We start from the raw sequence: 25,311 nt of genomic DNA, 5'->3' as shown, positions 1-25,311 counted from the left end.
TATATACCTTATTTAGGGTGGTTTTAGCGGTGGGGCTCACCTGTTCCCATTCCGAACACAGAAGTTAAGCCCACCAGCGCCGATGGTACTGCGAAAGCGGGAGAGTAGGTCGCCGCCAGTTTTTATTTAAAACTCCTTCATCTTTTGATGAAGGAGTTTTTTTATGTCCTTACTTTAAAGAAATACATCATTGATCAATGATCAATAATCAAGCATCAAGCATCAAGCATTAATCATTAATAAAAAGATCAATTAGTCATCAATAAGGAAGGAGTATTTTTGCCTATTGCCTATTGCCTATTGCCTATTGCCTATTGCCTATTGCAAACTGTGTTGTGTCATTGCGAGGAGTAAACCGAAGTTGTCGAAGTATAGAAATATTTTAAAGATATACTGTCAGATGCCGATGGCAAAATAATGATCGTGTCCCTACAAGGTAACTGATAACTCAAATAAGTTAAACTGCCGACTTCCTAGCCCTGATAAAAGCGGTTACCCCGCAGCTGGGAGTGGAAGGGTTTGAGGGTTTAGGTGCTGGAATGCGTTGGCGTGAGGAGTATGAGCGGATAGCAGGAAATAGCTCCTAAAAATAATTAGTGATATCATTTAAAGATTAAAAGGGATAAATCAAAAGCTTCTTTTAAATATGATAATTGGCTTCTGTTTTATGTCAAAGAGCACTGATTGTAAAAACAATTCTACTGTTATAAGTGGCTGCGGGAATTGTTACAGATACACCTGTAAGCTCTATTTGTATGGGAATATTGGTATATGTGGCAAGAGCCACAATTGCCTGGATTCTAAAAAGTTCAACATCAGTCTGAGGAACAGTAATATATGTTGTGCCGCCGGTAATTGAGCATGTTCCACAAGTTGTAGTTCCGTTTCCTGTTCTTCTTGCTTGCAAAATAAGTGAGCTGTGCCATGTTGGATTGGCTTCGTAGTGAACAGATATTTTACCGCTTCCCAACAGCAAAGGAACTCCTGCTGCCAAAAGAATCTGATTGGTTGCACTTTCATAGGTTCCTGCATAATTACTTCCAGCTTCTGTAATTGCAGGAATAGGAACGGTCCAATTGGTTCCACTTACTGTTAATGTTCTTTGTGCCTGTAAAATAGTATTGAATATCATTAAAATAACAAAAAATATACTTTTTATCAAGAATTCTTTAGTAAGAAAATAATTTTTCGATTTCATACCTTTAATTTTATTCAGTGATTGTGTAAGTAATGACAACAGGAGTATTGGTTCGGGCAAATAAGTTGGCATAATTATTAGGTGTTAAAGTAATCGTTAAACGATGACCGTTATTGGTCCCGGTTCCGGTAAATGCCCCTCCAATTCCGCTGATAATGGTTGTAGGAGCTGTGGTCAGAGTAATTTGTGAAGAAGGCGTTCCCAAAGTTCCTCCTCCTGATCCGGCCGCTGCTGCTGCCTGTATTTTTATATCAACGCCTGGAATAATCTGATTGATTGATGCGGTAATTCTTCTCGTAACACCTCCTGATGCAATCGCAGAAGTATAATTAATCCATTTTGTAGTGTTGGCGGATGGATTTACGACTGATCTTCCGGCTTCTGTCGGAGCTGTAAAGCTTAAAGTGATGTTTCCGGCAGGTTCTATATCCATTAATGTGACGATTGGTAAGGTTACGGCAACTGTTCTGTTTCCCGTTGTTTGTGAAAACATCCTGCAGGAGAGTAAAAAGAAAAGTAAATACAATATGTTTTTAGCCGGTCTCATTTTCGTTTTTTTATTTGATTATATCCTACTTTTATGGTTTCCTGTTGATATTTAATTTCTGATTGTTGCTTCACAATATTGATCGTTATTTTTTTTATTTCGGAAGGATTTAAAGTCAATTGATAAGTATCCATTGAAATTTTATAACGTTTATCCAGTCCGTTTCGATAAATTTTAACCGTCCAGTCTCCCGGACGTAAATAAGTAAAATCAAATTTTTCATCAACAATTGCTATTTTGCGATAGGTTTGTTCACCATTCGTGGCTTCAACAACGATGCTTTCTTTTTTCTTTTTATCTTTTTTAGGCTGAAATTGTGCAAAGCTGATCTGATTTTCAACTTCCGTAAATTGTATTTCTCCCTGAATACTGGCTGCACTTGTCAATCCGAAGTTGAAAATATTCTCTTTATTCGTCAGATTAACCGAAGCAGGTAATGTAATAGTCGAAATATCATTAATATCAGTGGTTGACCGATCGATTTCTAAATAATATTCACCGGGAATGATATTTTTAAATATAAAATTTCCGTATTTGTCTGTCACAGACAAATGATTTCCCAGCATCAAACGAATTCCGTCAACTTTTTTCACGCCGATATTTTTGATATTTCCTGATAAAGTTGTGTATTCCGCAATTTTCTGTACTGGAATATTCAATCGTAAAGTATAGCGTAAAGAAAATATAAAATCCTTATTTCCCAATTCACCACGCTGTAAAGTGTAACGTCCTGAAATGTCAACTTCATGATTTGGGAAAATTTGCTGATGAAAAACCAGCTCGAAAAGATTCCGGTCTTTAAAATAATCTTCAGGCATATAATTATTCTGATAAAAAAGGCTGAAATAAGTTTTATCGGAAAAACGGCTCATAATTCTTGCACCGTAATAAATTTGTCGCTGATTTTGCTGCTGATAGCGGGAAGTTAAGGCATAGCTTCCATATAAATTAAAAGATGTTTTAAACTTTTCAAAGCTTACATTGACTGTATAAAAGCTCGAATTTCCTTTGAAATCTGTAAGATAATTTTCTGTTTTTCCAAATTGACCTTCTAAATTCAATTGAAAAATTCCTAATTGCTGATCAACACTTATTTTAAAAAATCGTTCAAAATAATCAAATTGTCTGGGTTCCAGGCGATCCTGATATTTTTGAAAACCATTATAAAGCATCACCGAGCCATTCTCCAAATATCTGTACTGAATTCCATATTGCAGAAACTTTCTGTACGGTGCCGCCAGAAATAAAGTGTCTCTTTGAAAATTTCTCGCATCCTGAACATAATTAGCGATTAAACTTACTTTTTTTATAATCCTGTATTGAATATTTCCGTTAAATGTACTTGTATTGGAAAAATATCCTGCAAATTCCGGACTTGCTCTCATGTACATCAAATTTCCGTTTATTTTTTCAAAACTTGCCTGTGTTTGGATCATGTAAGCAGCTCCGTCCATTTTCTCTGTTTTGCTGTAGGAAACTTCTCCCGAAACATCAAGGTTTTTTGTCAGTTTAAATTTTCCTGTGAGATATGGCAAATGAGCATCTGAATCTAATCTCATATTGTTAAAATTAGAATTAATTTCCTCCGTTCGCGGAATTTTGTATAAATATCCTGCGGTAATTTCTGATTCTTTATTGAGTTTAAATTTGGTATAAAAATTAAATTCATCTTTAATATCACGGAAAAATCTTGGATGGTTATAAAAACCTCCGAAACTTAATTTTTTCGCATCAATCCGCAATTCTGCACCGCGACCATATCTTGCAAATTCCGTCAAAAATGAAGAAGAATACATTTTATCACCTAAATGAATTAAAAAATGATCTCTTTTATAATTAACAAAATACTCCTCATATTGTGTGAAAGAATTAAACTCGACCGGATTTTTTGTCACCGCATGAAATTCTAGTAAGCCTTTATTTTCTTTATCTAAACTTCCTTTTCCGTAAAGCTCACCCTGAAAACCATCATTGTAAATTCCTCGGTTTTGCATTCCTACAAAAGAAATTGATGCCGCAACCGGAAACCGGTGGTAAATATCGTCTTCAAGAGGTTTAACAGAAATAATTTTCACACTTGTGTAAACGGTTTGATTGTCTTTAGGATTATCAGAGGAATACACTGACAAATTCAAATTTTGATATTCATTTTTGCCGAGATCAGGATTTGTTTTTTTATTAATGGTAATTATTTTTGTTTCACCTGGAGGTAAAATTAATGTCGCATCATGGTCTACAACAGCATTTTTACTTTCTAAGATTAGATTTTCAATACTATTCCCATTATTTTTTAATAAAAATGAAGCTTTAATGGTTTCTCCTGCCTTTATAAATTCCGGAGAATCCAATAAAGTGACGGATAATTTTCTGCTCCCTGAAATTTCTATTTGAGCATTTTTTATAAATTTTTCACCATTATTTTTATTAATTCCATGCAGGGTGATCGTGTGAATTCCTTGTGAGGTTTCTCTAGCAATTTTTAACGGGACAATATAAATTTTCTTCTCATTAGCAGAAATTCTAAGCTCACCATTGGCAAGAATAGGAGTAATATGCGGGCTTGAACTTTCGACGGAGATGTTATAAATTTTACTTTCCGAGGTCTTATTTTCTATCGTAAAGGAAATAGAAGTAGACGTTCCCGGCAGTAGACTATCTTTTTTGCTGACAAACTCTTTTGGTTGGTTTTGAGAAAAAAAAAGTACTGGGAATAGTATGGTAAGATATAAAGCCCAATTTTTAATCATTTTTTATTTCTAGTTCCACATTGATGGCAAAAGCATTTTCGTTTTCATCTGTTGCGATGATGACGGCATTGTAAGTGTCGGGTGGCATTTTACTGATGTCGATATAAAAAGACTTGGAAGTTTTAGGAAGCAATCCCATGGCCTGGCTTGTAAAATTTCCGATTTTCTGTTCGTTCTTACGGTTGTAAATCTCAATGGCAGCAATCGTTTTGCAATAAAGATTTCCGTTATTGGCTATTGCAATTTTCAGGATTTGTCTTCCGTCTTCTTTATCGATTTTTACTCCTTCAAATTTTAATTCCGGTTTTGCCTTCTCCGAATCATAATCAGTAATCACCTGAATGGCGTATCTGATCACAGATGTAATATTAATTCCATCTTTACTGTCGTTTGGTTTTATATCTTCTACCGGCTCTACAATAATAACGCTCCAATAGCTTCCCGCCTGAGAAACTTTATCAGGAACCTTGATTTCATAATAAATCTCAGTTTTTTCCTTCGCCTTCAGAGTAACGAGATTGGTATTTAATTTTATCCAGCCGGCATTGGTTTTATCGTTGCTGTTAGGAGCTGTATAACTAATAGAGCCATCTGCCAGATAGGTAAAATCCTGCAAAAATATTTTCACGTTTTGGGGCTTGTTATCTGTGTTTTCCACGGCAATTTTTCCTTTATAAACTTGTCCGTTTTCTACTTTATAATTGTGGGTAAGCCCATTAAGCACAACAATATTAGCCCTTAAAAATCCAAAAAACAAAATCAGGATTAAACAATAGAAAAAGCGCTTTATCATTTTAATGTAAAGTTTCGGTGTTAAAAATAACGGCAATAAAGATCCAAGAAGAAACAGACAGGCGGTTTCTTCTTATAAAAGTTGAAATTTCAGTGATTAATTATCTGAAATCGTATAGGTTACAGTCGCGACAGCTGCAGTTGTAGCTTGAAGATCTGCATACGCTGCAATTGTACCTGCGCCACTTCCGGGAGCTAATGCATAGGTAAGATTATGACCGTTGTTGGCACCGTCTCCTGTATAAGCGCTTCCGATTCCTGAAATAATTGTTTGATCTGCAGCACTTAACGTCAGCTGAGCTGAAGGTGTACCCAAAGTTCCTCCACCGGCACCTGTTGCAGTTGCGGCAGTTACTCTGATGTCAATCCCGGGAATTAAGGCATTTAATCTTACAGAAACATTTCTTGTAGCGTCAGTAACTGATTTTATGGATGAATAATTCAGCCAAAGCGTATTGTTCGTTCCTGTTGGGGTGATCGGTAATCCTGCTTCTGTAGGAGCTGTAAAGCCTAAAGTGATGTTTTTACTGGCAGCAGGCTCAATATCTACCAGTGCTACTTCGGGGATGGTAATCCCGATTGTGTGGTTGTCTGTGTTTGTATCTTGAGCATTTGCGGCAATTCCGAAAGTAACTAAAGATAAAGCTAATGTTAATTTCAAATTTTTCATGGTATTTTATAATTTGGTTAGGTGAAGTTAATAAAATTCATCAATGTATGAAATATTTTTATGATTTATTTATATGCTTGTTAATTCATTACCAACATTTTAATATTGATATAAAATTTAAATTCGGTGCAAATTATTAAAGTTTATTTTAAAAATTTATGACTAAAATCAAGTGTAAAATAAAAGCCTTACGCAGTTTGCATAAGACTTTTAATTAAATATTGTTTGTATTAATTTTAAAACCTGCTCAAAATTCCCCAATGGATTTTGATGTCATTAAACTTAAAAGGATTTCCAAATTCATTACCATTCGAAAGCTGGAAACTCATCAGCCCGATCGGAATAAAAAAGTTGAAGCCGAGCCCAACACTGTAGAGCTTAGGTTTTACATTCAACGATTTATTATTGAGCTGTCCGTACTGTCCGAAGACATCAAAAAAGGCTTGATTTCCAATTAAATACCGATATTCCAAACTTCCATAGTAATAAAAATCGGCGGCGAGGGAATTTTCATTGAAACCCCGCATAGAATTCCAGCCTCCGAAACGGTATAATTCGTTGGCAGAAAATTCAATCTTAGAATCCATCATGGCACCTTCCGCTTTTAAGTTCAGAAAATGATTTCCATTAATATGATAATTATGTTCCCCAAAAAAGTAAAACTGGTTTTGAGGGGCTTTAATATTGTCTTTGGTGTACGTTGTTGTCAGATAATCGTATCCGGCAGTGATTTTTGTTTTGTAAAGGAAAAGATCAACATCGGTAGGTTCTATCATCTCAAACCAGACTCCAATTCCTTTTTTGTTGTAATCTTTCCCCTGGACGTATAATGTATCAATAATACTTGAGCTTTCGAAAGTCCCTCGAAGACCGATTTTATTCCGGCTGTTCATGTGATAATATAAGGCAGGAAGGGCTTTTACATTCGCAAAAGTAGAATCCTGTCTGAATATATTGACTTTCATATTCAAACCTACATTTGATTTAAAAAGATAGGGAATATCGGTTTGCAGATCAAAATTCTGACCTTTATCGGGGTTTCTCTGCCAATATAAATTCACCGTTTCAAAGCCGTTGAACATATTCCTGAAATTAACATTCAGGGTTCCGTTTAAAGTAAATTTATCTGTTTTATCATTTCCAAAACCGATCACTCCGTCGAAAGTATTCGTCTTTTTCTTTTCCATGAAAAGATAAATACTCGTGGAATCTTTCGTAAATAAGGTTTGCGGAGGCCGTTCCAACGTTACAAACTGATGGCTTTGAAAATTTTTGTTGATGGCAATAAGATTCTTTTCGTCGTAAGTTTTTCCTTTAAATTCCTTTTCAAGATTTTTCATAAACCTCTTCGGAACTCTTGAATACCCTTTTACAACAAAACCGTCGATCGTTCTTTTATCATTCTTATTGATGTCAAGCTCTACAATCGGATAACCGTTTTTCTGACCTTTATATTTGGATTTTATTCTGCTGAAGGCAAAGCCGTCATCAATATATTTTTTGTTGATGCTTTTTTTTGTGGAATCTAAATTTTTAGTAAAAAAATCTTTCTTCGATTTTAATTTTAAAGTTAAAGAATCGGAAAGGTCAACATAAGTTTCGTTATAATTTTTTCCTTTATCGTAGAAAATTTCCGTGCTGTCTCCCTTTACTTTTACTTCTTTTAATTGAGTGAAAAAATAATTGCTTTGAGCCAGAGAATCCAGAAATTTCACGGCAGAAGTTGAATCTTTTACTTTTTTCCTGACTTTTGTTTCGGTATCAATAAGCCAATACTGCTTCTTTTGCGCTTGTGTAAAAACGCAAAACAGTACAAAAAATATTTTTAAAATTAACTTCAATTCGATTTAAGTTAAACCATTTAAGATATTATCCGGATTAAAGATGCTTCGACTTCGCTCAGCATGACATTTCTAATACTAAGTGTCATTTTGTAACGTTGTCATGCTGAGCGGAGTCGAAGCATCTTTGAATTTTTACATTTAAATATTTATATAATTAAAATTTGTTTTAATAACTGAAACTAAGCCAGTTTATTATACTTTTTCATTAAATTTTCATAAGTTCCCTGCGGAAGAATCCATTTCAACGGAACTCCGATTTTCTGCCCGAATTTACCAAAATAATAATGGGCTTTCCATTTATTTTTGTTTAAAAGTGCATCAACATATTCTGCAACTTCCAAAGGTTCAGTTCCTTCGCCTACATGAGAATTCATCAAAGCATAAACTTTATCGAAAACAGTTGCGTAAGGCTCGGAAACTTTTGTTCTTACCCTGTTTTCTGCAATATTCGTTTTGATATCACCCAAATGAAGCGAACAAACATTGATGTTCCAGGGATAAACTTCATATCTCATCGCCTCAGTTACTTTGTCTAAAGCAGATTTTGACGCAGAATAAAACCCACGGAAAGGTAATCCCATCTCACTTCCAATACTGGAAACATTGATGATTTGCCCGAATTTATGTTCACGCATTTTAGGCAAAACAGCGCTCATCATTTGAACGGCTCCCACCAAATTCAGGTTGAATAATTTTAAAATATCTTCTTTCGTAGAATCTTCTACAGCGCCTACCATTCCCATTCCGGCATTGTTGATCAGGACATCGATTTTTGTTTCAGTTTTTAAAACCTCGGCGATGGCATTTTGTACGGCATTATTATCCGTAACATCTGTCGGAATTGATTTAAAATATGCGCTTTCAGTGTGCTTTCTGCTTAAACCGTAGACTTTATGGCCTTTCTTTCCGAAATATTCCGCTAAAACGAAGCCTATTCCCGATGAAGTTCCTGTGATGATTATAGTTTTTGACATTAGTAATTAAAATATTTATCTGAATTAGGAATTTTAAATGAATTTTCTCCGGGTGTAAAATTATTCATTTTTACAAGAGAACTGAGTTTATGGATGAATTCTTTGTGATAATCTTTTGGAATATTTTTTTCTTCTTCGTCGCATGATGAATAATTTTCGTTAACAATAGCTTTTCCGGTTGAAAAATTGATTTCATTCAGCATATTAAATTCGCAAGTATCATCAAATGTGCTGACAGAACCGATCAGATAGAAATCACCATTCTGAAACCGAAAAGTATGTATGTAAGCCTGTGTGTGTCTTGAGTTGGTGTTAAATTTCTGCGAAATAATAATACAGCCATTCTTTATTTTAACATCAGGAATGGGATTGTATTCAGGATAAAAGCCAGTTTCGGAGGCGAAAATTACGGTTGAGTTTTTTCGCCAGATTTGCAGTTTTCCATTATTATTTTTAAGGATGAAAAATTCTCTCTGATAACCGTTATTAAAATCAGACTTAACTTTTTTATCAGTATTAAAAACCAATACTATTTCGTCTTTTCCGTCTTTATCGAGATCTCCTTTTGTTTCCGCAATTTTTGTGTACCCTTTCGGAACCACAAAATTTTTCAATTCCTGGGCGTGAAAAACTGGAAAAAAGATGATGACAAAAAAAGAAAAGAAATTTTTCATTTAAATGGTGTTTAAAATCTCTGAAAGATCCTCCCAAAACATCGGATAAGACTTTTCTACGACGTCTTCGTCTTCAATAATTAATTCTTTGATCAGGCAGAATGGTGCAAAACTCATTGCCATTCTGTGATCCTGATATGTTTTGATTGAAATATTTTCTTCAGGTTGATTAAAATTGACAGAATTGATTGTAAAATCTGTAATTTCAGTCTCTGTTCCGAGTTTTTTCAATTCATTATGTAAGGCTAAAAGTCTGTCGGTTTCTTTCACTTTTAAAGTTCCCAGACCGGAAATCTCAAATGGAATTTTCAATGCTGCTGCTGTTACACAAAGCGTTTGTGCGATATCCGGACAATTATTCATGTCCAAAATGATTTTTTCAGGAAATGAGAAGTTCGGATCGGGTTGTAGTGTTATTTTATGTTCGTCTTCTGAGAAAGTTGTTTTAATTCCAAAAAACTCTTCATAAATTTTTGCAATCGCAGAATCTCCCTGAGTTGATTCTTTATAAAAACTTTTTAAGTGAATGGTTTCTCTTCCTAATGCACAAATTGAATAGAAGTAAGATGCTGAGCTCCAGTCGCTTTCGACTTCATAATTCACAATTGACGATTCACTATTCAAAATAAATGATCCTACTTTTATCGTATTGTCAACAAAGCTGTTTTTAATTCCTAATTTGGTTAAAATATCCAACGTCATTTCAATGTAAGATCTTGAAGTGACTTCGCCCACAAGATTGATTTTCAGTCCGTTTTTTAATTTTCCTGCGATCAGCAAAAGTGAAGTAATAAACTGGCTTGAAATATTAGCCGGAACATTAACCTGAGTTTGAGTGATTTTTTTTCCTGTAATTTTTAAAGGTGGAAAACCTTCATTTTCAAGATATTCAATTTCAACACCTAAGTCCTGAAGAGCGGTTACCAAATTTTTCACCGGTCTTTCTTTCATTCTTTTTGAGCCTGTAAGAATTGTAGTTTTTCCTTCAAAAATCGAATAGTATGATGTAAGAAAACGCATTGCTGTTCCTGCATGATGTATGTCTACAATTTCCGTGTCTTCGGAGAGTGCTTTTTTTAATAATTGTGTGTCCTGGGAATTGGACAGGTTTCCGATTTTTAGAGTTGAAAACAGACTTTCTAAAATCAACAAACGATTCGAAATGCTTTTCGAACCGCTGATTTGAACTGTTTTATCTCCGATTAATTTTGATTTTTCCAGCTTCTTCATTATTTCTTCAGATTTTAGATTCAAGATATCAGATTCAGACTTTTAATAATCCAGTGTCTGAAATCCGACATCTAATATCTTATTTTAACTTCTCATTATTCTGATGACGGTCTTTATCGCGATCGGTTTTTATCTTCATTTTTTTATCGAAAGCTTCCTGCAGATTGACTCCGGTTTGGTTGGCTAAACATAAAGTTACAAACAGCACATCTGCCAGTTCTTCCCCTAAATCTTTGTTTTTATCGCTTTCTTTTTCGCTCTGTTCGCCGTATCGTCTGGCGATAATTCGGGCAACTTCGCCGACTTCTTCTGTCAGCATTGCCATATTTGTCAGTTCATTAAAATAACGGACACCAATGGTTTTGATCCATTCGTCGACTTGCTGCTGCAGATTGGTAATTTCCATTATTGATACTGATAAGCTCCCAAAGTTGGAGTGGCAGTTCGTGATACGTTAACAATATCTGTAGGTACTGTCGCTGCTACCGCTGTATTTCCTTTGTTGATGGCGGGAGAATTTTGTTTTACTCTTAAATTTAAATGTGCTGTAAAATAATTGACAAACAACGGATCTTGATTTTTAATGCTCTGAACCACAAAAGTAGGGTTATTATCGAAAGGGAATCCGGCTTCTGATGTGCCAGAATATTTTAAAAGACAGTTTTGGATTAAAAAATTAAACTGTTGCCCCGGCGTTTGCTCAAAATTCACAGAATTATCTCTGTCAGAATACACAATACTATTCCTTATATTAAGCTGTTGAAGCGCTCCCTGCTCGGTTTGTCCGGCATCGTTTTTCCATTCGTTGGTGGCAAAAATTCCGTTTCTGTTAAAAGAGCCTAAAACCTGAGAGTAATTGGCAATTGTTGAATGCGTATAATTATGACTTCCACCTTTGAAAATCCCGATGCAGGATTCTCCGCAGTTATTCATGACTAAATTTTTTGCAGTAACAGTGGAAGCCACGGCATAAATTCCGTATTCCTGGAAAGTATGGATGAATGAATTGCTGATATTTGCCGTAACCTGTCTCATATCTAAGCCTTTTGTGCCACCAAAAAGTCTTGCATGATTCATATTAAGATTGGAATTGGCTTCCATTCTGATTGAGTTCCAGTTTTTGGGAATCGTATCGTAATAAGGGTCATTTCTGTCACCACGAAGGACAACTTCATTATCTAAAGCTCCGTTAATATTTAAAGTAGCGCCCGACGAAACCTTCATTCCGCTGTTTTTATGGAAATATACTTTTGTTCCTGCCTCAATATCTAAAGTAATATTAGGATCAATCGTTAAATTCCCGTAAATAATTTTCGCCTTAGTATTCGTCCATGTTGTATGATTGGATATAACATTCGGGTTTGAAGGGCTTTGAATGAAAAATTCAGCATCCTGAACCACCGAAAACAATGTTACATGCTGCTGTCCTGCCGGGCTGGTGAAAACAATGCGGTCTTCTGCAATCGCTTCCGGGCCGGTAGCTTCCGGTGCAATTTCAACGAAAATATATAAGCTGTCTTTTTTTCTCAAAGGAACATCCTTGAAATCGTATCCGGCTTTTCCGTCAACATTGATCTTATATAAAGATGCAGCCCCTTTTTCGAGATTAACTCTTGGGATCATAATATCCTTATCTTCATTATTGTATACTTTTACAACATAGGTTTCAGAACGTACCTGATGATAAACCGTGTCACAAAAAACCGTGTCTTTTGAAAAGCTTAGCTCTTGTGAGGGCGCATCAAACGTAATGTCGTCCTTATTACATGATACAGCTACCAAAAGTATCCAAAATGAAAAAGCCAGTAATAATTTGAATTTCATCGAAATTAAAGTTTAAATAGATTTCAAATTTAACGAAAATACTTTGAATTTCTTATTAAGAAAAAAATATTGAATGCATATTTGGAAATTTAAAAAAAAATTGTATTTTTGCAACCTAAAATTTAGCAGAAGAAATACCATTACTATTTCGAAAGCAAAACTTTAATTTTTTAAAATTGTATTATGAAAAACGGAATCCACCCAGAAAATTATAGACTTGTTGTTTTCAAAGATATGAGTAACGACGAGGTGTTTCTTTGCAAATCTACTGCAGAAACAAAAGATACTATCGAGTACGAAGGACAAGAGTACCCATTGATCAAAATGGAAATCTCTTCAACTTCTCACCCTTTTTACACTGGTAAAGTGAAATTAGTTGACACTGCAGGTAGAGTTGATAAGTTCATGAATAAATACAAAAAATTCGCTAAGTAATTTTTTGAATTAAAAATATTTAAAGTCTTCCAAATTTTGGAAGACTTTTTTATTTGATTTAATATAGAATTTAGAAATAAGATATGAAAAGTTAGTTGTAGGATTTGTATTTTTGCGTTAAGCAGAAATTTGATGGTAGAGAAGTATGATTGATTTAATCACTGAAACTTATATCTTCCATCCTCTAATTTCTAGTCTCTAACATCTAACTTCTTATTAAAATGCAATTAGTATTTTCAGATGCGCAATATTGGGAAGATTTTCTTCCGCTTACTTTTACCCGTCCGGTTGCAGAGATGCGATGCGGAATCCTTACGTTCTCCGAAAGATGGCAGAAAATTTTAGAAAACACCGAAATTTCTTACTTCACGGAAAATTATTTACAGCAAAAATTTAAAAATCCTGAAGAAAAGGAAAGCCTTTTTTTAGTTACGAATTTTTTACCGACCGAAAATGTCATTCAGCAAATAAAAGATTTGAAGCAAGGGGAAGCTTTGGTATATGAAGATGAATTAGTTGCTGCAAAAATCAATATGAAAGATTTTTCTTTACATCAGATCGAAAAAATGACTGATATTAAGGAAGAACTTATTTTCTTTAAAAAGCCGACCGATCTTTTTACGTATAATGATAAAGCCATTAATTTTGACTTTGAATTAGTAACAAAAGGAAGAAAATCACAAGAATTATCTTCTACTAATGGGTTTTTGGGAGATAAAAAAGATCTTTTCATAGAAGAAGGCGCACAAATTGAGTTTTCAACATTAAATACAAAAACCGGAAAAATCTACATCGGCAAAAATGCTGAAGTGATGGAAGGCTGCAATCTTCGTGGTCCCATTTCTTTGGGCGAAGAATCTAAGTTTAATCTTGGGGCAAAAATTTACGGGGCAACTACAATCGGGCCTCATTGTAAAGTGGGTGGAGAAGTCAGTAACATCATTATTTTTGGATATTCAAGTAAGGGGCATGACGGGTTTTTAGGAAATTCCGTTGTGGGAGAATGGTGTAATTTCGGGGCAGATACCAATTCGTCAAATCTTAAAAATAATTACGGACACGTAAAACTTTGGAATTACAGAACCAAAACTTTTGAAGATACAGGATTGCAATTTGCAGGTTTAATTATGGGTGATCATTCTAAAACCGCGATCAATACTCAGTTAAATACAGGAACTATTGTAGGAGTCGCTTCCAATATTTTTAAAGAAGGCTTTCCTCCGAATCTGATAGAAAATTTTTCGTGGGGCGGATTTAAAGATGATGAAAGGTTTAAATTAGATAAAGCTTACGAAGTTGCAGAAAAAGCAATGGCAAGACGAAAAGTACCTTTAACAGACGATGATAAGGCTATTTTAAAGCATATTTTTGATACTTATTAGATGCTAATAATCAAAACTTCAAATTTTTTTGAAGTTTTTTTCATTTATGATGTAATAGAATTAATTTTTTAATTGTCTTACTAATAGAAACAAAGCTCATGACCCAAGAAACTTTCAAGAATACGGTATTTATTCTCAAAAACGAGATGTATCGCTTTGCGAAAAGATTTGTTATGAGCAGTGATGAGGCAGAAGATGTAGTTCAGGATCTGATGATCAGGTTTTGGCAGAAAAAGGAGGAGCTGGAGCAGTTCGGAAATTTAAAATCCTATGCGCTCAAAGCCGTCCGGAATGAATGTCTGAACAGGCTGAAGCATCACGACGTCAAGTTAGGATTCGCGGATATGCAACTTCACCGGTCGGAGCTTTACAGTATGGAAGTGAATAATTTAAAAGAACACATTATTGGTTTTATTAATCAGCTTCCGGAAAAACAAAAAATGGTCATCCATTTAAAAGATGTTGAAGAGTATGAAGTGTCTGAAATTTCTGAAATGCTGGAAATGGAAGAAAATGCGGTAAGAGTAAATCTTATGCGGGCAAGACAAAAAGTAAAAGAACAAATTTCACAACTGATGGATTATGAACAAAGACAAATTTCAAGATAAATACGACGAGATCTTCCAGAATTTAAAGGAAGACAAAATGGATTGGGATTTTGAAGATTTCCTGAAAAAAGCAGAAAACAAGGAATCTGAGAATAACGAAGCTCCGATCATTCCGCTGGAAACAAAAACGAAACCTTCTTTTCCTAAATGGTTTTGGATGGCTGCTAGTGTGGTTTTGCTTTTCGGAATTGGTTTGATTTTTAATTACAATCAAAAATCAGATGTTGAAGATCAGTCGCAATTGGTTGAAAATCAAATTAAAAGCCAGAAAAAAGATTTTATTGAAGAAAATAATGATCATCAGGAGCAGGTTGCTGTCAATCATGTGAATGACACAATTTCGGAAATAAAAAAAGATTCTATTTTTCAGGAAAGCCAAATGGCTGAAAAAGATGTTTTAGATGAAATTTTACCAAAACGAGGAAGGCTAAAAAAAGAATCAAAACCAAGATTTGTAAATAATTCTCCAAAATATAAGGCAAAAAGTGATTCTACAGGTTACAAAGACTCATATGTAATCGTAAATGGCAAAAGAATTGAGAATGTGGAAGAAGCCATTAATATCACAAAATACTCTTTCCAGGTATTTGCCAATGTCAGCGAAAAACTGTCGCAGCCGAAGGTAATGGATAATGTAGATTATTAATATATAAACGGTTAGCAACTGATCAGGCTAATAATCAAAAAAAAGAAAAAAATTGACTCATGAAAAAAATATTCATACTATTCGCATTTGCTTTTTCACATTTTTTCAATGTGTACGGGCAAAAGGATAAACTAGACCAGCTTTTTGAGAAGTATCAGGAAGTGGAAGGAGTGACTTCCATTAAAATTGCAAAACCCATGTTCGGAATGCTCGGCAGTTTGAACATTGAAGACTCACAATTAGACCAGATTAAACCTTTATTGGCAAAAATTAATGGCTTAAAAGTATTGATCGCAGAAAGACCGGAAAATGAAAATAGCGGGAAAGGACAAAAATTGCTTCAGATCAACAAAGATATCTCATCATATCTTAAAGCGTTGAATTATAGTGAAATAATGACAATGAACAGCGACGGTGCAAAAATAAAATTTCTTTCATCCGAAGCGAAAGAAGGTATTTTGGATGACATCCTGTTGAGCATTGACAGCGGTGAAGGTGAAAATATTCTTGTCATGCTGGATGGGAAGCTTTCTATGGATGATATTAATAAAATTATCAACTCAAGTGACACGAAAGTTAATCCGATTACCAATACGAGAAGTAATTTGATATCAGAAAATCCGGCTTCTTACCTAAATGGTGAATCCAGAAATGTAGGCGATTTTTCGGGAATTAATGTAAGTACGGGCGTTAATCTGGTTTTTAAACAGGAAAGTCCGACGAACGTAAAGGTGATTGCTGATGCCGACAAGCTTCAATACATCATTACTAAAGTTGAAAACGGAGTGCTGAAAGTATATGTTGATAACAAAGGGCAGAAAAATTTAAAGTTCAAAAATATCAGCGTAAATGTTTCTTCCCCGAGAATGGATAATATAAAAGCTTCATCGGGCGCTACTTTTACGACAATTAATTCGGTTCGGGAAGATAATTTAACAATCGATGCATCTTCGGGTTCTGTGGTGAAAGGTAAATTTGCGATATCGAATAATGCAAGAGTTGAAGCCACTTCAGGATCAGATATTAAAGCTACTATTACTTCTAAAACTTTTGGATTTAAAGGATCAAGCGGCTCAGATACAAGCTTTGAAGGGCAATCCGGGCAGGCTAATTTTGAGATCAGCAGCGGTGCACTTTGCAAGGCAGAAAATTTCAGAGTAAATAATGTTGAGGCAGAATCTTCTTCAGGAGCAAGTCTTTCCATCAATGTTGTTGATAAATTAAAGGTAAAAGCATCTTCCGGAGGCTTGGTAAAATATAAAGGAAATCCTGAAATTGATTCTGATATCAGTAAAATGTCCGGCGGAAGCTTAAAACCGATTAACTAAAAACTAATTATCATGAAAATTTTAAAAACCTTTTTTCTGATTATCTGTGCCGCGTTTTTATTACAGTCCTGTATTGTTTCAGAAAGACCCAATATGGCTTACTTTTCAGATTCAGGACATGATTTTAAAGGAGCAAGATTCGAAAGTGTGAATGTACCGATGTTTTTAGCGAAACCTTTCATTAAAAGAGCTTTGAGAGAAGATGGTGAAGATAAAGAATTGATCAATCTGGTTAAAAAAGTTTCAAAAATAAAAGTGCTGACCATAGAAAACGGCGACAGAGCAATGCTAAAAGATTTTGCCAATTATCTGAATGATAATAATTACGAAGATTGGGCAACGATAAAGCATGACGGTGACAACGTCAATATTCGAGTAAAACAAAAAGGTGATGCCATTAAGAATATGCTTATCACCGTAAACTCTGATAAAGACTTGGTTTTTGTAGATGTACGAGGAAGTTTTACTCCCGACGATATTTCAAAAATGATCAATTCTGCAACAGATAAATAAAGAGAATATTCAGTTCATATAACTAATATTTATTTTGTACAATGACCGTTTCCGATTGGAAGCGGTTTTTTCGATTTAAGTTATTGATTATTAATTTTTATTTAAACTATTGAAAAGGATTTTCATATCTCGTTTAAATAGCCTAATTTTGCAAAGAAAGTAAAGATGTCTATTCATAACAAAATTGTAGAGACAGCCATCACTTTCGATGACGTTCTTCTAGTCCCTTCTTATTCAGAAGTTTTACCTAACCAGGTTTCATTAAAATCAAGACTTACCGACAAAATCACTTTGAATGTTCCGATAGTATCTGCTGCAATGGACACAGTTACTGAAGGAGATTTGGCGATTGCTCTGGCAAGAGTCGGAGGTTTAGGCTTTATTCATAAAAATATGACGATCGCGGAACAAGCTGCACAGGTTAACCGTGTAAAACGTTCGGAAAACGGAATGATCTCTGATCCCGTAACCCTTACAAAAGATCATACCCTTGCTCAGGCTAAAGAAACAATGGCCAAATATAAAATATCTGGTCTTCCCGTTGTAAATCCTGATAATGTGTTAATCGGAATTATCACAAACAGAGATGTAAAATATCAGGAAAATCTCGATATGAAGGTTGAAGATATCATGACAAAAGATAATCTGATCACTTCTGATAAAACCACAAACCTTGAAACAGCCAAGGAAATCCTTCTTAAAAACAGAGTTGAAAAACTTCCTATCGTTGATAAAGACAATAAATTAGTAGGATTAATTACGATTAAAGATATCGACAATCAATTGGAATATCCAAACGCAAACAAAGACCAGAACGGCCGCCTTATGGTAGGTGCCGGAGTTGGCGTTGGCGAAGATACAATGGATAGAATTGCCGCTTTGGTAAAAGCAGGTGTTGATATTGTAGGAATTGATTCTGCTCACGGTCATTCTAAAGGAGTTTTAGATAAAATTGCCGAGATCAGAAAAGCCTATCCTGATTTGGATATCGTTGGAGGAAATATCGTAACGGCTGAAGCTGCAAAAGACTTAATTAAAGCGGGTGCAAACGTTCTTAAAGTAGGTGTTGGTCCTGGTTCTATCTGTACAACGAGAGTTGTTGCGGGAGTTGGAGTTCCTCAATTATCTGCGATTTACAACGTTTATGAATACGCTAAATCCAAAAATGTAGCAGTAATCGCAGACGGTGGAATCAAGCTTTCAGGAGATATCGTTAAAGCTATTGCAAGTGGAGCGGGAGCAGTAATGCTGGGTTCACTTTTAGCAGGAACGGATGAAGCTCCGGGTGAAGAAATCATTTTCCAGGGTAGAAAATTTAAGTCTTACCAGGGAATGGGAAGTCTTTCTGCCATGAAAAGAGGCGGAAAAGAAAGATATTTCCAAAGTGAAGCTAAAAAATTCGTTCCGGAAGGAATTGAAGGCAGAGTTCCTCACAAAGGAAAACTGGAAGATGTAATTTTCCAATTGACAGGAGGTTTAAGAGCTGGAATGGGATATTGTGGAGCTAAAGATATCGAAGCTTTACAAAAAGACACCAAAATGGTAATGATCACAGGAAGCGGATTAAAAGAATCTCACCCTCACGATGTTATTATCACTCAGGAAGCTCCGAATTATTCTTTGTAAATAATAAATTAAATATAATGAATAAGGCTATCTCAATGTTGAGGTAGCCTTGTTTTTTGTTTTATAAGTAATGTATGTTTTCAATACTGTCATTCTGAACGAAACAAAGTGGAGTGAAGAATCTATAATATTTATTTGTTGAGATTCTTCCTTCGTCAGAATGACAAACTATTCAATAGGAGCGGGCTTTAGCCCGCTTTCGTCATAAATTAAAAAAATGGCTTTAGCCAAAACTTAAATCATAAATAGGATAAAATTCAATTAAGAAACCAGTCCAACAAATGAATCATACGTCCCGTCATAATCTTCCCATTTCTCACCATTAACGAAAAATGACGGAGTTCCGTTTACGCCACTTCTTACCCCGCCTTCAAAATCAGCTTCAATTTTATCCTGAAGGTTTGATGTGGTAATATCATTTTCGATTTTATTGATATCTAAATTTAAAGCAGCAACACATTCTTTCAGCATATTTTCGCTTAACATATTCTGATTATTATAAATAAGATCATGCATTTCCCAGAATTTTCCTTGTTTTCCTGCGGCTTCAGCGATTGTTGCGGCTGCCATTGCATATTGATGAGAATCTGTTAAAGGGAAATTTCTGAAGACAAAAGCGACCTCATCACCATATTCTTCAACAAATTTTTTCACAAGCGGGAAAGCGTGCCCGCAATAAGGACATTGATAATCTCCATATTCCACCAAAACGATTTTTGCCGTATTTGGGTCGCCCTGAACCTGATCATTCGGGCCGATTGGTACTCTTAAAGTCGACATAGTTATTATTTTTGATTTAAATTTTCTAATGCATCAATGATTCCGTCGGCTCCGGGATTTATGCCGTCCGGCGACAGATAGCTCCATTGGATGATTCCTTCTTTATCGATCACGAATAGCGCTCTTTTTGAGGTTCCGTTTTCTTCATTATAAACTCCGTAAGCCTTTGAAACGTCACCTTTAGGATGAAAATCTGCCAGTAATGGGAAATGCAGTTTCCGGTCTGCCATAAAAGCATCGTGGCACCAGGAGCTGTCCACAGAAATCCCGAGTATGTCCGCATTATATTTATGGAAGATACTTAGCATTTCATTGTATAAAGTCACCTGATCCCCACAGACAGGGCTCCAGTCGGCAGGATAGAAAACCAGAATTAAATTTTTTCCTAAAAAATCAGAACGTTTCAATTTTTGATCGGGTGTTGCGTTAAGCTCAAATTCCGGGGCTGAGGTTCCTTGTTCTAATATCATATTATTTGTGGTTTAGTTAAAAAAAATTAACAGCAGAATAAAATTAGAGATAAGAATTTAATTAAAGACAATAGGATGGATTAATTATTCTTAAAAACCAGGATTATTCAATCTTTTTATATTTAAAATTAGGTTTAATGACATAATTTAAAAAGCGGCCTTTCGATTGCACCGTTTTGAATCTGTCGAAGACTTCCATTGGTACTTTAAGATAATCGTAAACGGCTCCCGACTGATATATTATTCGCAATATTTCAGTTTCAGGGAAATAAATATAATTGTTTACAACTGATGAAGGCATAATTATTCATTATCAAAAAATATTCCGTGAAAATTTTTAACGTTAAAAAAGCTTCCGGAAATCCCGAAAGCTTAAAGTAATTTTGTAAAATTATATAAAGATGTGTTTATTTTTTCACGAACTTAAATTCATGAATCTGAGAGTCTTTCGTTTTTATCCTTAGTAAATAAACTCCTGAAGTTAGTTTTGAAACATTGATCTTTTTATTAAAAATTTCAGAGGCTACCAATTGGCCGGTCATATTGTAAATTTGAACAGACTGAGCATCATCAATCCCTGAAACAGAAATAATTTCAGCCACAGGATTCGGGAAAATCTGGATTTTAGATTTTGTCATCAAGTCAGTAGTTCCCAAAACAGTGGTATGTACATCACCTGTCATTGTAGAGTTGGCTCCTGTAAGGTTTCCTCCACAATCACCATTAGTTACCGTCGTATTTTCAATCCAGGTTCCCACGGTATTGCTTGGAGGGTTCAAAGCGGCATTATTTCCTGTGGAATTATAATAAATCAAGTAGGGGTTTACAAAAGTTCCGTTTCCGCTGTCTGCAAGAAATTCCCATCTTGTTAAAGCGTTATTCCACTGTATTTTAAACTCACAAGTTCCTAAACCGCCACAGTCCTGATCTCCTGTAACAGGTGTTGTAATGTAGATGTTTTTATTGTAGGCATCTACGCCGGTTTTAGTTAGTATATAAGGTTGGTTGTCAAACAGATTATAACATCCTTTAAATGTAATGGTCTGGGCAAAAGCTGAGCTTCCGAGAGCCAGACACAATAAGTAAAGTGCTTTCATAAGGTATTAAAATTGCGATGGATAAATTCCTTGCAGAGAAATAATACATTTTAGAGTAACAAACGGAGGTCTGTTTTCGTGTGGCTGGTTTCCTCCCGCAGGATTCACCATTGTAGCTTTCATAGTCGTGTTGGCTGTAGCGTCAGAATATTCTTTGTCTAAAGTTTTTGTATCTGCAGGAAGTGTATTAGTTGGTGTATTTTGGTTTCCTTCAGCTGTTACAGCGTTTACAGTGTGGCTATGCGCGGGCATTTGCGTTACCAATAACGTTACAGATTCTGCGCCGCCGGTTTCTCCCATGGTATAGTTTGTAGGGCCTCCGGGAGCCTGCCCTTCGTGTACAAGTACCCTTCCTCTCATATCGGGTAATGCAAAAGTTGTGGTTCCGTTTCCTCCGTACATGGTCCCAAGAAGGGAAAACAGTGCCTGGTTTTGAGCAATTGACATTAGTTGGCCGTTACAGGCCGCCCAGTTTTTAGGAACAAAATTGTAAGGTACGAATGCGATTTGTCCTAGGAAAGGTTCTGATGCTTGTGCTTTTAAAGCAGATGTAGAGATAATGCTTAATAGCAAAGTAAATGCTAGAGAGAGCTTTTTCATAATGGTTTAGTTTTAATAGTTAGGTGAGTCTAAGTTAAACAATATTTTATATATTTTAGTTATGAAAATAAAAAACCTTCCAGTGTTTACTGAAAGGCTAAGTTATTGTACTGTAATCGTTTTACTTATTCAAGTTATCCTTAAAATCATCAATCCTAAAATCTGTTAATGCATTTCCTTTCTCGATTTTTTCTTTAGAATATAAGCGGAAATCATTTTCGGTTTTTTCTAACAGATAATCATAAGGCCCGACCGAAGAAATAAGCTTAACTAAAACCGGGGAAATCTCCAGACAGATAAAAAGCCCCATAATAAAAGATGCCGCCAAGGCAATGATCGCGGAATTTTTTCCTAATTCGTCCAAAGCCTGTAATCTCGCTGCAAAACCATTGAATTTATCCTCAACCGTTTCTGTAGATTTTCTTTCTGTTTCAAGATGAGTGTAAACTTTTGAGATTTCTTTGTCTAAATATTCCAGTCTTGAAGCTGACTGTTTCCGGTAGTTTTCCAGATCGAGCCTTCTTTGTTCTTTGAGCTCCTGCTTACGTTTTGCATTAGGACCAAAACCTTCTTTTCCGCTTGTTAACCCTGATTTTTTACCTAAAATTTCTTTTTCAAGCTCTACGGATGCCGAATCGTAAGATTTTTGGTATTGAGCGGTTTTATCGGAAATCTGTTTCTTCTCGGTCTCAAAAGGCCCGCTTTGCTGAAGAATTCTTCCGTTCATCTCGCCCTGAAGCTGTTTTTTATTTCGCTGAATAATGGTATTCAGTTGTTTATTAACTTCTTTTTCAAATATTTTCAGCTCTAAAGGCTTTGAGATGATAATTCCTAAGAAAGTTGCCAGGATCAAACGTGGAATTGCCATTAAAATCTGGTTCCACCATGTTCCTGTTTTTTTTATGGATGAAACAATATAACGGTCTAGATTAAAGATCATTAATCCCCATAAAACTCCGAATCCTACGGATGCCCAGATGTTATCAAATACCGTGTACATCGCATATCCTGCAGAAAGTGTAGCAAAAACGGCCGTGAAAAGAACAATGCCTCCAATTCCTGAAAACTTATTCCATTCGCTCGGTGTTTTTCTTAAGATATGAATATTTCCTCCGGAACATACCATCAGAAATTTCTGGAACCAATTTATTTTATGATTCACCTGATTTATAGTTTGTTGGTTGTTTTTCATGATGAAAATTTATACAAAATTAATACTAAAAACCGTACCATTGTTAAAAATAGTAATATGTTTTACCAAGTAATTGTGATTTTATTATTAATTTATTGTAAATCAATTTGTTATATTTTAAGTATTAAGACAGCTCAAATAATATTGTTATATTTTTATTGTAAAATTTGTAATTTCATAAAAAAATAATAGTTTTGCCTAAAATAAAACAACAAAAATTGTATAAATGAAGAAAATTACTATTATTTCGACGTTAATTTTATTTATTAATGTATTTTCTCAAAATTTAGAAAAATATTGCGGTTTTGATGCGGTAATGGAGAAAATGGATAAGCAATATCCTGGATTAAAGGAAAAAAGAACAGCAGCAGAAGCCCGTTTTGCAGCAACTAATAAACAGTCTTATTTCAATAAAGTAGGTGCAACTACCTCATGGAATGCATTATATACAGGGCAGATTTACGAAATTCCTGTTGTGGTACACGTGATTGAATCACAGGCGCCGGCAAATGCTAATCTCACCGTATCAGACCAGGAAATTATCGATTGGATCGACAGAGCCAATAAAATGTATGCTACTACTTATGGAAATGGTTTTTATCCTGAAGGATCAGGGCCAACAGGAGGTGCAGTTATGCCTTTTAAGCTTGTGTTGGCTAAAAGAGCGCCAAGCTGTGAAGCAACAACCGGAATTGTAAGATATAACGGAAGCACACTTGCCGGTTATGATTCATATGGAGTAAAAATGAGCAGTAATAATGGAACTCCGGATTATATGATTAAAAATCAGGTGGCGCCACACTGGCCGGAAACATCTTATTTTAATATTTATGTAGTAATAGGTTTTGATGGGCAGCAGCAGCTTAGCTATGGGTTAATGGGATATGCCGCATTCCCGAATACATATGATTACAGCTATGAAAGCTTTATGAAAGTGGCTACTATAAAAAATCAGGGTGATACAACTTTGACGCACGAGTTGGGACATGCTTTTGGCTTGTATCATACTTTTCAGGGGGTAAATTATACAAGTCAGACAACTTGTCCTGTCAACAACAATTGCGATATAGACGGTGACGGGGTTTGTGATACCTCACCATCAAGAAGTATGTATGGTGTAAATCCTATACCGAATAATACGGCTACAGATCCTTGTACCAATCAGAATTATGACGGTACACAGTATAATGTAATGAATTACACGAATGCGAATCGTAAATTTACGGACGGCCAGAGAAGCAGAGCGATTATGTTTATGATGGAATACAGAAAAAATCTGTTGAATTCTAACGCAGGGAAAGATCCTTCCGTTGTTATCCCGTCGCCGGTTTCTGTTATTGCAGCGCAGTGCAATCCTCCCGGTACAGCGCATCCGACCAATAATAATTTTGCAATAGGACCAAACAAAGTTGATTTTGGGACTATAAGCAGTACGAGCAACGGATATGATTCAGATGAGGCTGCTCCAATATATTATTCAGATTATTCTGCTGCAACGTGTATAAGACCTGCATATTATACAGATATTCCTTCGAACTCGGCTACACCAATAGATGTAACTTATCTGAATGGATTTAATCAGGCAGATAAATTCAGAACAAAAGTATGGATAGATTATAATAATAATGGCGCTTTTGAAGCTGCTGAATTAGTTATTAATGATATTTCTGCCAATAATATGGCTTCCGGAGGCACTAAAACTGTTACAGGTAATATTATCCCACCGGCCACTGCTGTAAAAAATACATATTTAAGAATGAGAGTTGCAGTAGACGCGGCAACATTTAATTCTGCTGCAATCCCGGACTTTACGGCTTGCTCACAACTTCAGTATGGCCAAATGGAAGATTATGCCGTGAAAATTTTAGATGTATTGGGAACATCAGAAGTTAAAGATAATTCGGATACTAAAATTGTATATATAAAAGCAGAAAATAGGCTTAAGCTTGTAGGAAGCAGAAATAATGTATTTGGGAATTATCAGATCTATGATCTTAGTGGAAAATTAATTCAAAAAGGAATTTCCAAAACGGATGAGGTTCAAATCAATCAGGAGCTGGTAAAAGGAACTTACATCATTAATTATAATGATAAAAAAGATTCAAAAAAGTTCTTAAATAATTAGATTGTCAGA

At 35.2% G+C, this 25,311-nt stretch carries 25 protein-coding genes and 1 rRNA gene; 9 read left to right on the top strand and 17 right to left on the bottom strand.

Translation table 11 applies throughout. The features are described 5' to 3' along the window. Positions 1-13: 13 nt before the first annotated feature. A 5S ribosomal RNA gene (gene rrf, locus BLT04_RS14080) occupies positions 14-121 on the top strand. A 549-nt stretch (positions 122-670) separates the two neighbouring features. On the opposite strand, the gene BLT04_RS14075 is transcribed toward rrf, so the two are convergent. From BLT04_RS14075 to BLT04_RS14025, 11 genes are all read right to left on the bottom strand, one after another. Continuing rightward, positions 671-1,198, bottom strand: coding sequence for a hypothetical protein (locus tag BLT04_RS14075; protein ID WP_170828481.1), 528 nt, complete (start codon positions 1,196-1,198; stop codon positions 671-673). Positions 1,199-1,208: 10 nt separating this feature from the next. Beyond that, a complete protein-coding gene (locus tag BLT04_RS14070; protein WP_089756403.1) occupies positions 1,209-1,745 on the bottom strand; it encodes a hypothetical protein in 537 nt (178 codons plus the stop codon). Further along, a complete protein-coding gene (locus BLT04_RS14065; RefSeq protein ID WP_089756402.1) occupies positions 1,742-4,492 on the bottom strand; it encodes a COG1470 family protein in 2,751 nt (916 codons plus the stop codon). The genes BLT04_RS14070 and BLT04_RS14065 overlap by 4 nt, the downstream gene beginning before the upstream one ends. Next, positions 4,485-5,285, bottom strand: coding sequence for a WxL protein host-binding domain-containing protein (locus BLT04_RS14060; protein ID WP_089756401.1), 801 nt, complete (start codon positions 5,283-5,285; stop codon positions 4,485-4,487). Before BLT04_RS14060 ends, BLT04_RS14065 begins: the two co-directional genes overlap by 8 nt. 96 nt (positions 5,286-5,381) lie before the next feature. After that, positions 5,382-5,954 carry a hypothetical protein gene (locus tag BLT04_RS14055; RefSeq protein WP_089756400.1) on the bottom strand — a complete coding sequence of 191 codons (573 nt, stop codon included), beginning with the start codon at positions 5,952-5,954 and terminating at the stop codon, positions 5,382-5,384. 236 nt (positions 5,955-6,190) lie between these two features. Further along, positions 6,191-7,795: a BamA/TamA family outer membrane protein gene (locus BLT04_RS14050; protein WP_228421952.1), complete on the bottom strand. Its 1,605-nt coding sequence runs from the start codon at positions 7,793-7,795 to the stop codon at positions 6,191-6,193. A 182-nt stretch (positions 7,796-7,977) separates the two neighbouring features. Beyond that, the gene (locus BLT04_RS14045) at positions 7,978-8,772 is read right to left on the bottom strand and encodes an SDR family oxidoreductase (RefSeq protein ID WP_089756398.1); all 795 of its coding nucleotides are present in this window, start codon (positions 8,770-8,772) and stop codon (positions 7,978-7,980) included. Next, a complete protein-coding gene (locus BLT04_RS14040) occupies positions 8,772-9,446 on the bottom strand; it encodes a hypothetical protein (RefSeq protein ID WP_089756397.1) in 675 nt (224 codons plus the stop codon). Before BLT04_RS14040 ends, BLT04_RS14045 begins: the two co-directional genes overlap by 1 nt. Beyond that, on the bottom strand, positions 9,447-10,676 hold the full coding sequence (locus BLT04_RS14035) for a 3-phosphoshikimate 1-carboxyvinyltransferase (protein WP_089756396.1): 1,230 nt from the start codon (positions 10,674-10,676) through the stop codon (positions 9,447-9,449). A 79-nt stretch (positions 10,677-10,755) separates the two neighbouring features. Continuing rightward, positions 10,756-11,082, bottom strand: coding sequence for a nucleotide pyrophosphohydrolase (locus tag BLT04_RS14030; protein ID WP_074232143.1), 327 nt, complete (start codon positions 11,080-11,082; stop codon positions 10,756-10,758). Continuing rightward, the gene (locus BLT04_RS14025; RefSeq protein WP_089756395.1) at positions 11,082-12,500 is read right to left on the bottom strand and encodes a hypothetical protein; all 1,419 of its coding nucleotides are present in this window, start codon (positions 12,498-12,500) and stop codon (positions 11,082-11,084) included. The genes BLT04_RS14030 and BLT04_RS14025 overlap by 1 nt, the downstream gene beginning before the upstream one ends. Before the next feature lie 183 nt (positions 12,501-12,683). Here BLT04_RS14025 and BLT04_RS14020 point away from each other — a divergent pair, with 183 nt between their 5' ends. From BLT04_RS14020 to guaB, 7 genes are all read left to right on the top strand, one after another. Then, entirely contained in the window at positions 12,684-12,935 is a 252-nt protein-coding gene (locus BLT04_RS14020; protein WP_002976190.1) for a type B 50S ribosomal protein L31, read from the top strand. A gap of 221 nt (positions 12,936-13,156) precedes the next feature. After that, positions 13,157-14,317: a GlmU family protein gene (locus BLT04_RS14015; RefSeq protein WP_089756394.1), complete on the top strand. Its 1,161-nt coding sequence runs from the start codon at positions 13,157-13,159 to the stop codon at positions 14,315-14,317. A 98-nt stretch (positions 14,318-14,415) separates the two neighbouring features. After that, positions 14,416-14,925, top strand: coding sequence for an RNA polymerase sigma factor (locus tag BLT04_RS14010; RefSeq protein ID WP_089756393.1), 510 nt, complete (start codon positions 14,416-14,418; stop codon positions 14,923-14,925). Beyond that, positions 14,900-15,571, top strand: a complete 672-nt coding sequence (locus BLT04_RS14005) for a hypothetical protein (RefSeq protein WP_185114305.1) — start codon at positions 14,900-14,902, stop codon at positions 15,569-15,571. The genes BLT04_RS14010 and BLT04_RS14005 overlap by 26 nt, the downstream gene beginning before the upstream one ends. 59 nt (positions 15,572-15,630) lie before the next feature. Next, the gene (locus BLT04_RS14000; RefSeq protein WP_089756392.1) at positions 15,631-16,899 is read left to right on the top strand and encodes a DUF4252 domain-containing protein; all 1,269 of its coding nucleotides are present in this window, start codon (positions 15,631-15,633) and stop codon (positions 16,897-16,899) included. A gap of 12 nt (positions 16,900-16,911) precedes the next feature. Continuing rightward, the gene (locus BLT04_RS13995; protein WP_089756391.1) at positions 16,912-17,412 is read left to right on the top strand and encodes a DUF4252 domain-containing protein; all 501 of its coding nucleotides are present in this window, start codon (positions 16,912-16,914) and stop codon (positions 17,410-17,412) included. Positions 17,413-17,577: 165 nt separating this feature from the next. Then, on the top strand, positions 17,578-19,038 hold the full coding sequence (guaB, locus tag BLT04_RS13990; RefSeq protein WP_089756390.1) for an IMP dehydrogenase: 1,461 nt from the start codon (positions 17,578-17,580) through the stop codon (positions 19,036-19,038). A 261-nt stretch (positions 19,039-19,299) separates the two neighbouring features. Here the strand turns inward: guaB and BLT04_RS13985 are convergent, their stop codons facing one another. From BLT04_RS13985 to BLT04_RS13960, 6 genes are all read right to left on the bottom strand, one after another. Continuing rightward, positions 19,300-19,818: a DsbA family protein gene (locus tag BLT04_RS13985; RefSeq protein WP_089756389.1), complete on the bottom strand. Its 519-nt coding sequence runs from the start codon at positions 19,816-19,818 to the stop codon at positions 19,300-19,302. Positions 19,819-19,823: 5 nt separating this feature from the next. After that, positions 19,824-20,288, bottom strand: coding sequence for a redoxin domain-containing protein (locus BLT04_RS13980; RefSeq protein WP_089756388.1), 465 nt, complete (start codon positions 20,286-20,288; stop codon positions 19,824-19,826). A gap of 103 nt (positions 20,289-20,391) precedes the next feature. Further along, complete coding sequence (locus BLT04_RS13975) at positions 20,392-20,589, bottom strand: KTSC domain-containing protein (RefSeq protein WP_089756387.1); 198 nt, start codon at positions 20,587-20,589, stop codon at positions 20,392-20,394. Positions 20,590-20,695: 106 nt separating this feature from the next. Then, positions 20,696-21,385, bottom strand: a complete 690-nt coding sequence (locus BLT04_RS13970) for a T9SS type A sorting domain-containing protein (protein ID WP_089756386.1) — start codon at positions 21,383-21,385, stop codon at positions 20,696-20,698. A gap of 6 nt (positions 21,386-21,391) precedes the next feature. Next, complete coding sequence (locus BLT04_RS13965) at positions 21,392-21,985, bottom strand: phage tail protein (protein WP_089756385.1); 594 nt, start codon at positions 21,983-21,985, stop codon at positions 21,392-21,394. 121 nt (positions 21,986-22,106) lie between these two features. Beyond that, entirely contained in the window at positions 22,107-23,177 is a 1,071-nt protein-coding gene (locus tag BLT04_RS13960) for a DUF4407 domain-containing protein (protein ID WP_089756384.1), read from the bottom strand. A gap of 226 nt (positions 23,178-23,403) precedes the next feature. Here BLT04_RS13960 and BLT04_RS13955 point away from each other — a divergent pair, with 226 nt between their 5' ends. Continuing rightward, a complete protein-coding gene (locus tag BLT04_RS13955; RefSeq protein ID WP_089756383.1) occupies positions 23,404-25,302 on the top strand; it encodes a zinc-dependent metalloprotease in 1,899 nt (632 codons plus the stop codon). Positions 25,303-25,311 lie beyond the last annotated feature (9 nt).

It is taken from the genome of Chryseobacterium soldanellicola (assembly GCF_900100115.1).
GTDB classification, from domain to species: domain Bacteria; phylum Bacteroidota; class Bacteroidia; order Flavobacteriales; family Weeksellaceae; genus Chryseobacterium; species Chryseobacterium soldanellicola.
Note: the sequence above shows the minus strand (reverse complement) of the source record. Positions and strands in the feature narration are given on the sequence as shown.

Excerpts from the sequence above, each read along its gene's own strand:
- BLT04_RS13960 (WP_089756384.1), bottom strand. The coding sequence starts at position 23,177 with ATGAAAAACAACCAACAAACTATAAATCAGGTGAATCATAAAATAAAT.
- BLT04_RS13955 (WP_089756383.1), top strand. The coding sequence starts at position 23,404 with ATGAAGAAAATTACTATTATTTCGACGTTAATTTTATTTATTAATGTA.
- BLT04_RS14070 (WP_089756403.1), bottom strand. The coding sequence starts at position 1,745 with ATGAGACCGGCTAAAAACATATTGTATTTACTTTTCTTTTTACTCTCC.
- BLT04_RS14005 (WP_185114305.1), top strand. The coding sequence starts at position 14,900 with ATGAACAAAGACAAATTTCAAGATAAATACGACGAGATCTTCCAGAAT.
- guaB (WP_089756390.1), top strand. The coding sequence starts at position 17,578 with ATGTCTATTCATAACAAAATTGTAGAGACAGCCATCACTTTCGATGAC.
- BLT04_RS14010 (WP_089756393.1), top strand. The coding sequence starts at position 14,416 with ATGACCCAAGAAACTTTCAAGAATACGGTATTTATTCTCAAAAACGAG.
- BLT04_RS13975 (WP_089756387.1), bottom strand. The coding sequence starts at position 20,589 with ATGCCTTCATCAGTTGTAAACAATTATATTTATTTCCCTGAAACTGAA.
- BLT04_RS13965 (WP_089756385.1), bottom strand. The coding sequence starts at position 21,985 with ATGAAAAAGCTCTCTCTAGCATTTACTTTGCTATTAAGCATTATCTCT.
- BLT04_RS14000 (WP_089756392.1), top strand. The coding sequence starts at position 15,631 with ATGAAAAAAATATTCATACTATTCGCATTTGCTTTTTCACATTTTTTC.
- BLT04_RS13970 (WP_089756386.1), bottom strand. The coding sequence starts at position 21,385 with ATGAAAGCACTTTACTTATTGTGTCTGGCTCTCGGAAGCTCAGCTTTT.
- BLT04_RS14035 (WP_089756396.1), bottom strand. The coding sequence starts at position 10,676 with ATGAAGAAGCTGGAAAAATCAAAATTAATCGGAGATAAAACAGTTCAA.
- BLT04_RS14015 (WP_089756394.1), top strand. The coding sequence starts at position 13,157 with ATGCAATTAGTATTTTCAGATGCGCAATATTGGGAAGATTTTCTTCCG.
- BLT04_RS14020 (WP_002976190.1), top strand. The coding sequence starts at position 12,684 with ATGAAAAACGGAATCCACCCAGAAAATTATAGACTTGTTGTTTTCAAA.
- BLT04_RS13985 (WP_089756389.1), bottom strand. The coding sequence starts at position 19,818 with ATGTCGACTTTAAGAGTACCAATCGGCCCGAATGATCAGGTTCAGGGC.
- BLT04_RS14040 (WP_089756397.1), bottom strand. The coding sequence starts at position 9,446 with ATGAAAAATTTCTTTTCTTTTTTTGTCATCATCTTTTTTCCAGTTTTT.
- BLT04_RS14030 (WP_074232143.1), bottom strand. The coding sequence starts at position 11,082 with ATGGAAATTACCAATCTGCAGCAGCAAGTCGACGAATGGATCAAAACC.
- BLT04_RS14025 (WP_089756395.1), bottom strand. The coding sequence starts at position 12,500 with ATGAAATTCAAATTATTACTGGCTTTTTCATTTTGGATACTTTTGGTA.
- BLT04_RS14060 (WP_089756401.1), bottom strand. The coding sequence starts at position 5,285 with ATGATAAAGCGCTTTTTCTATTGTTTAATCCTGATTTTGTTTTTTGGA.
- BLT04_RS14055 (WP_089756400.1), bottom strand. The coding sequence starts at position 5,954 with ATGAAAAATTTGAAATTAACATTAGCTTTATCTTTAGTTACTTTCGGA.
- BLT04_RS14075 (WP_170828481.1), bottom strand. The coding sequence starts at position 1,198 with ATGAAATCGAAAAATTATTTTCTTACTAAAGAATTCTTGATAAAAAGT.
- BLT04_RS13995 (WP_089756391.1), top strand. The coding sequence starts at position 16,912 with ATGAAAATTTTAAAAACCTTTTTTCTGATTATCTGTGCCGCGTTTTTA.
- BLT04_RS14065 (WP_089756402.1), bottom strand. The coding sequence starts at position 4,492 with ATGATTAAAAATTGGGCTTTATATCTTACCATACTATTCCCAGTACTT.
- BLT04_RS13980 (WP_089756388.1), bottom strand. The coding sequence starts at position 20,288 with ATGATATTAGAACAAGGAACCTCAGCCCCGGAATTTGAGCTTAACGCA.
- BLT04_RS14045 (WP_089756398.1), bottom strand. The coding sequence starts at position 8,772 with ATGTCAAAAACTATAATCATCACAGGAACTTCATCGGGAATAGGCTTC.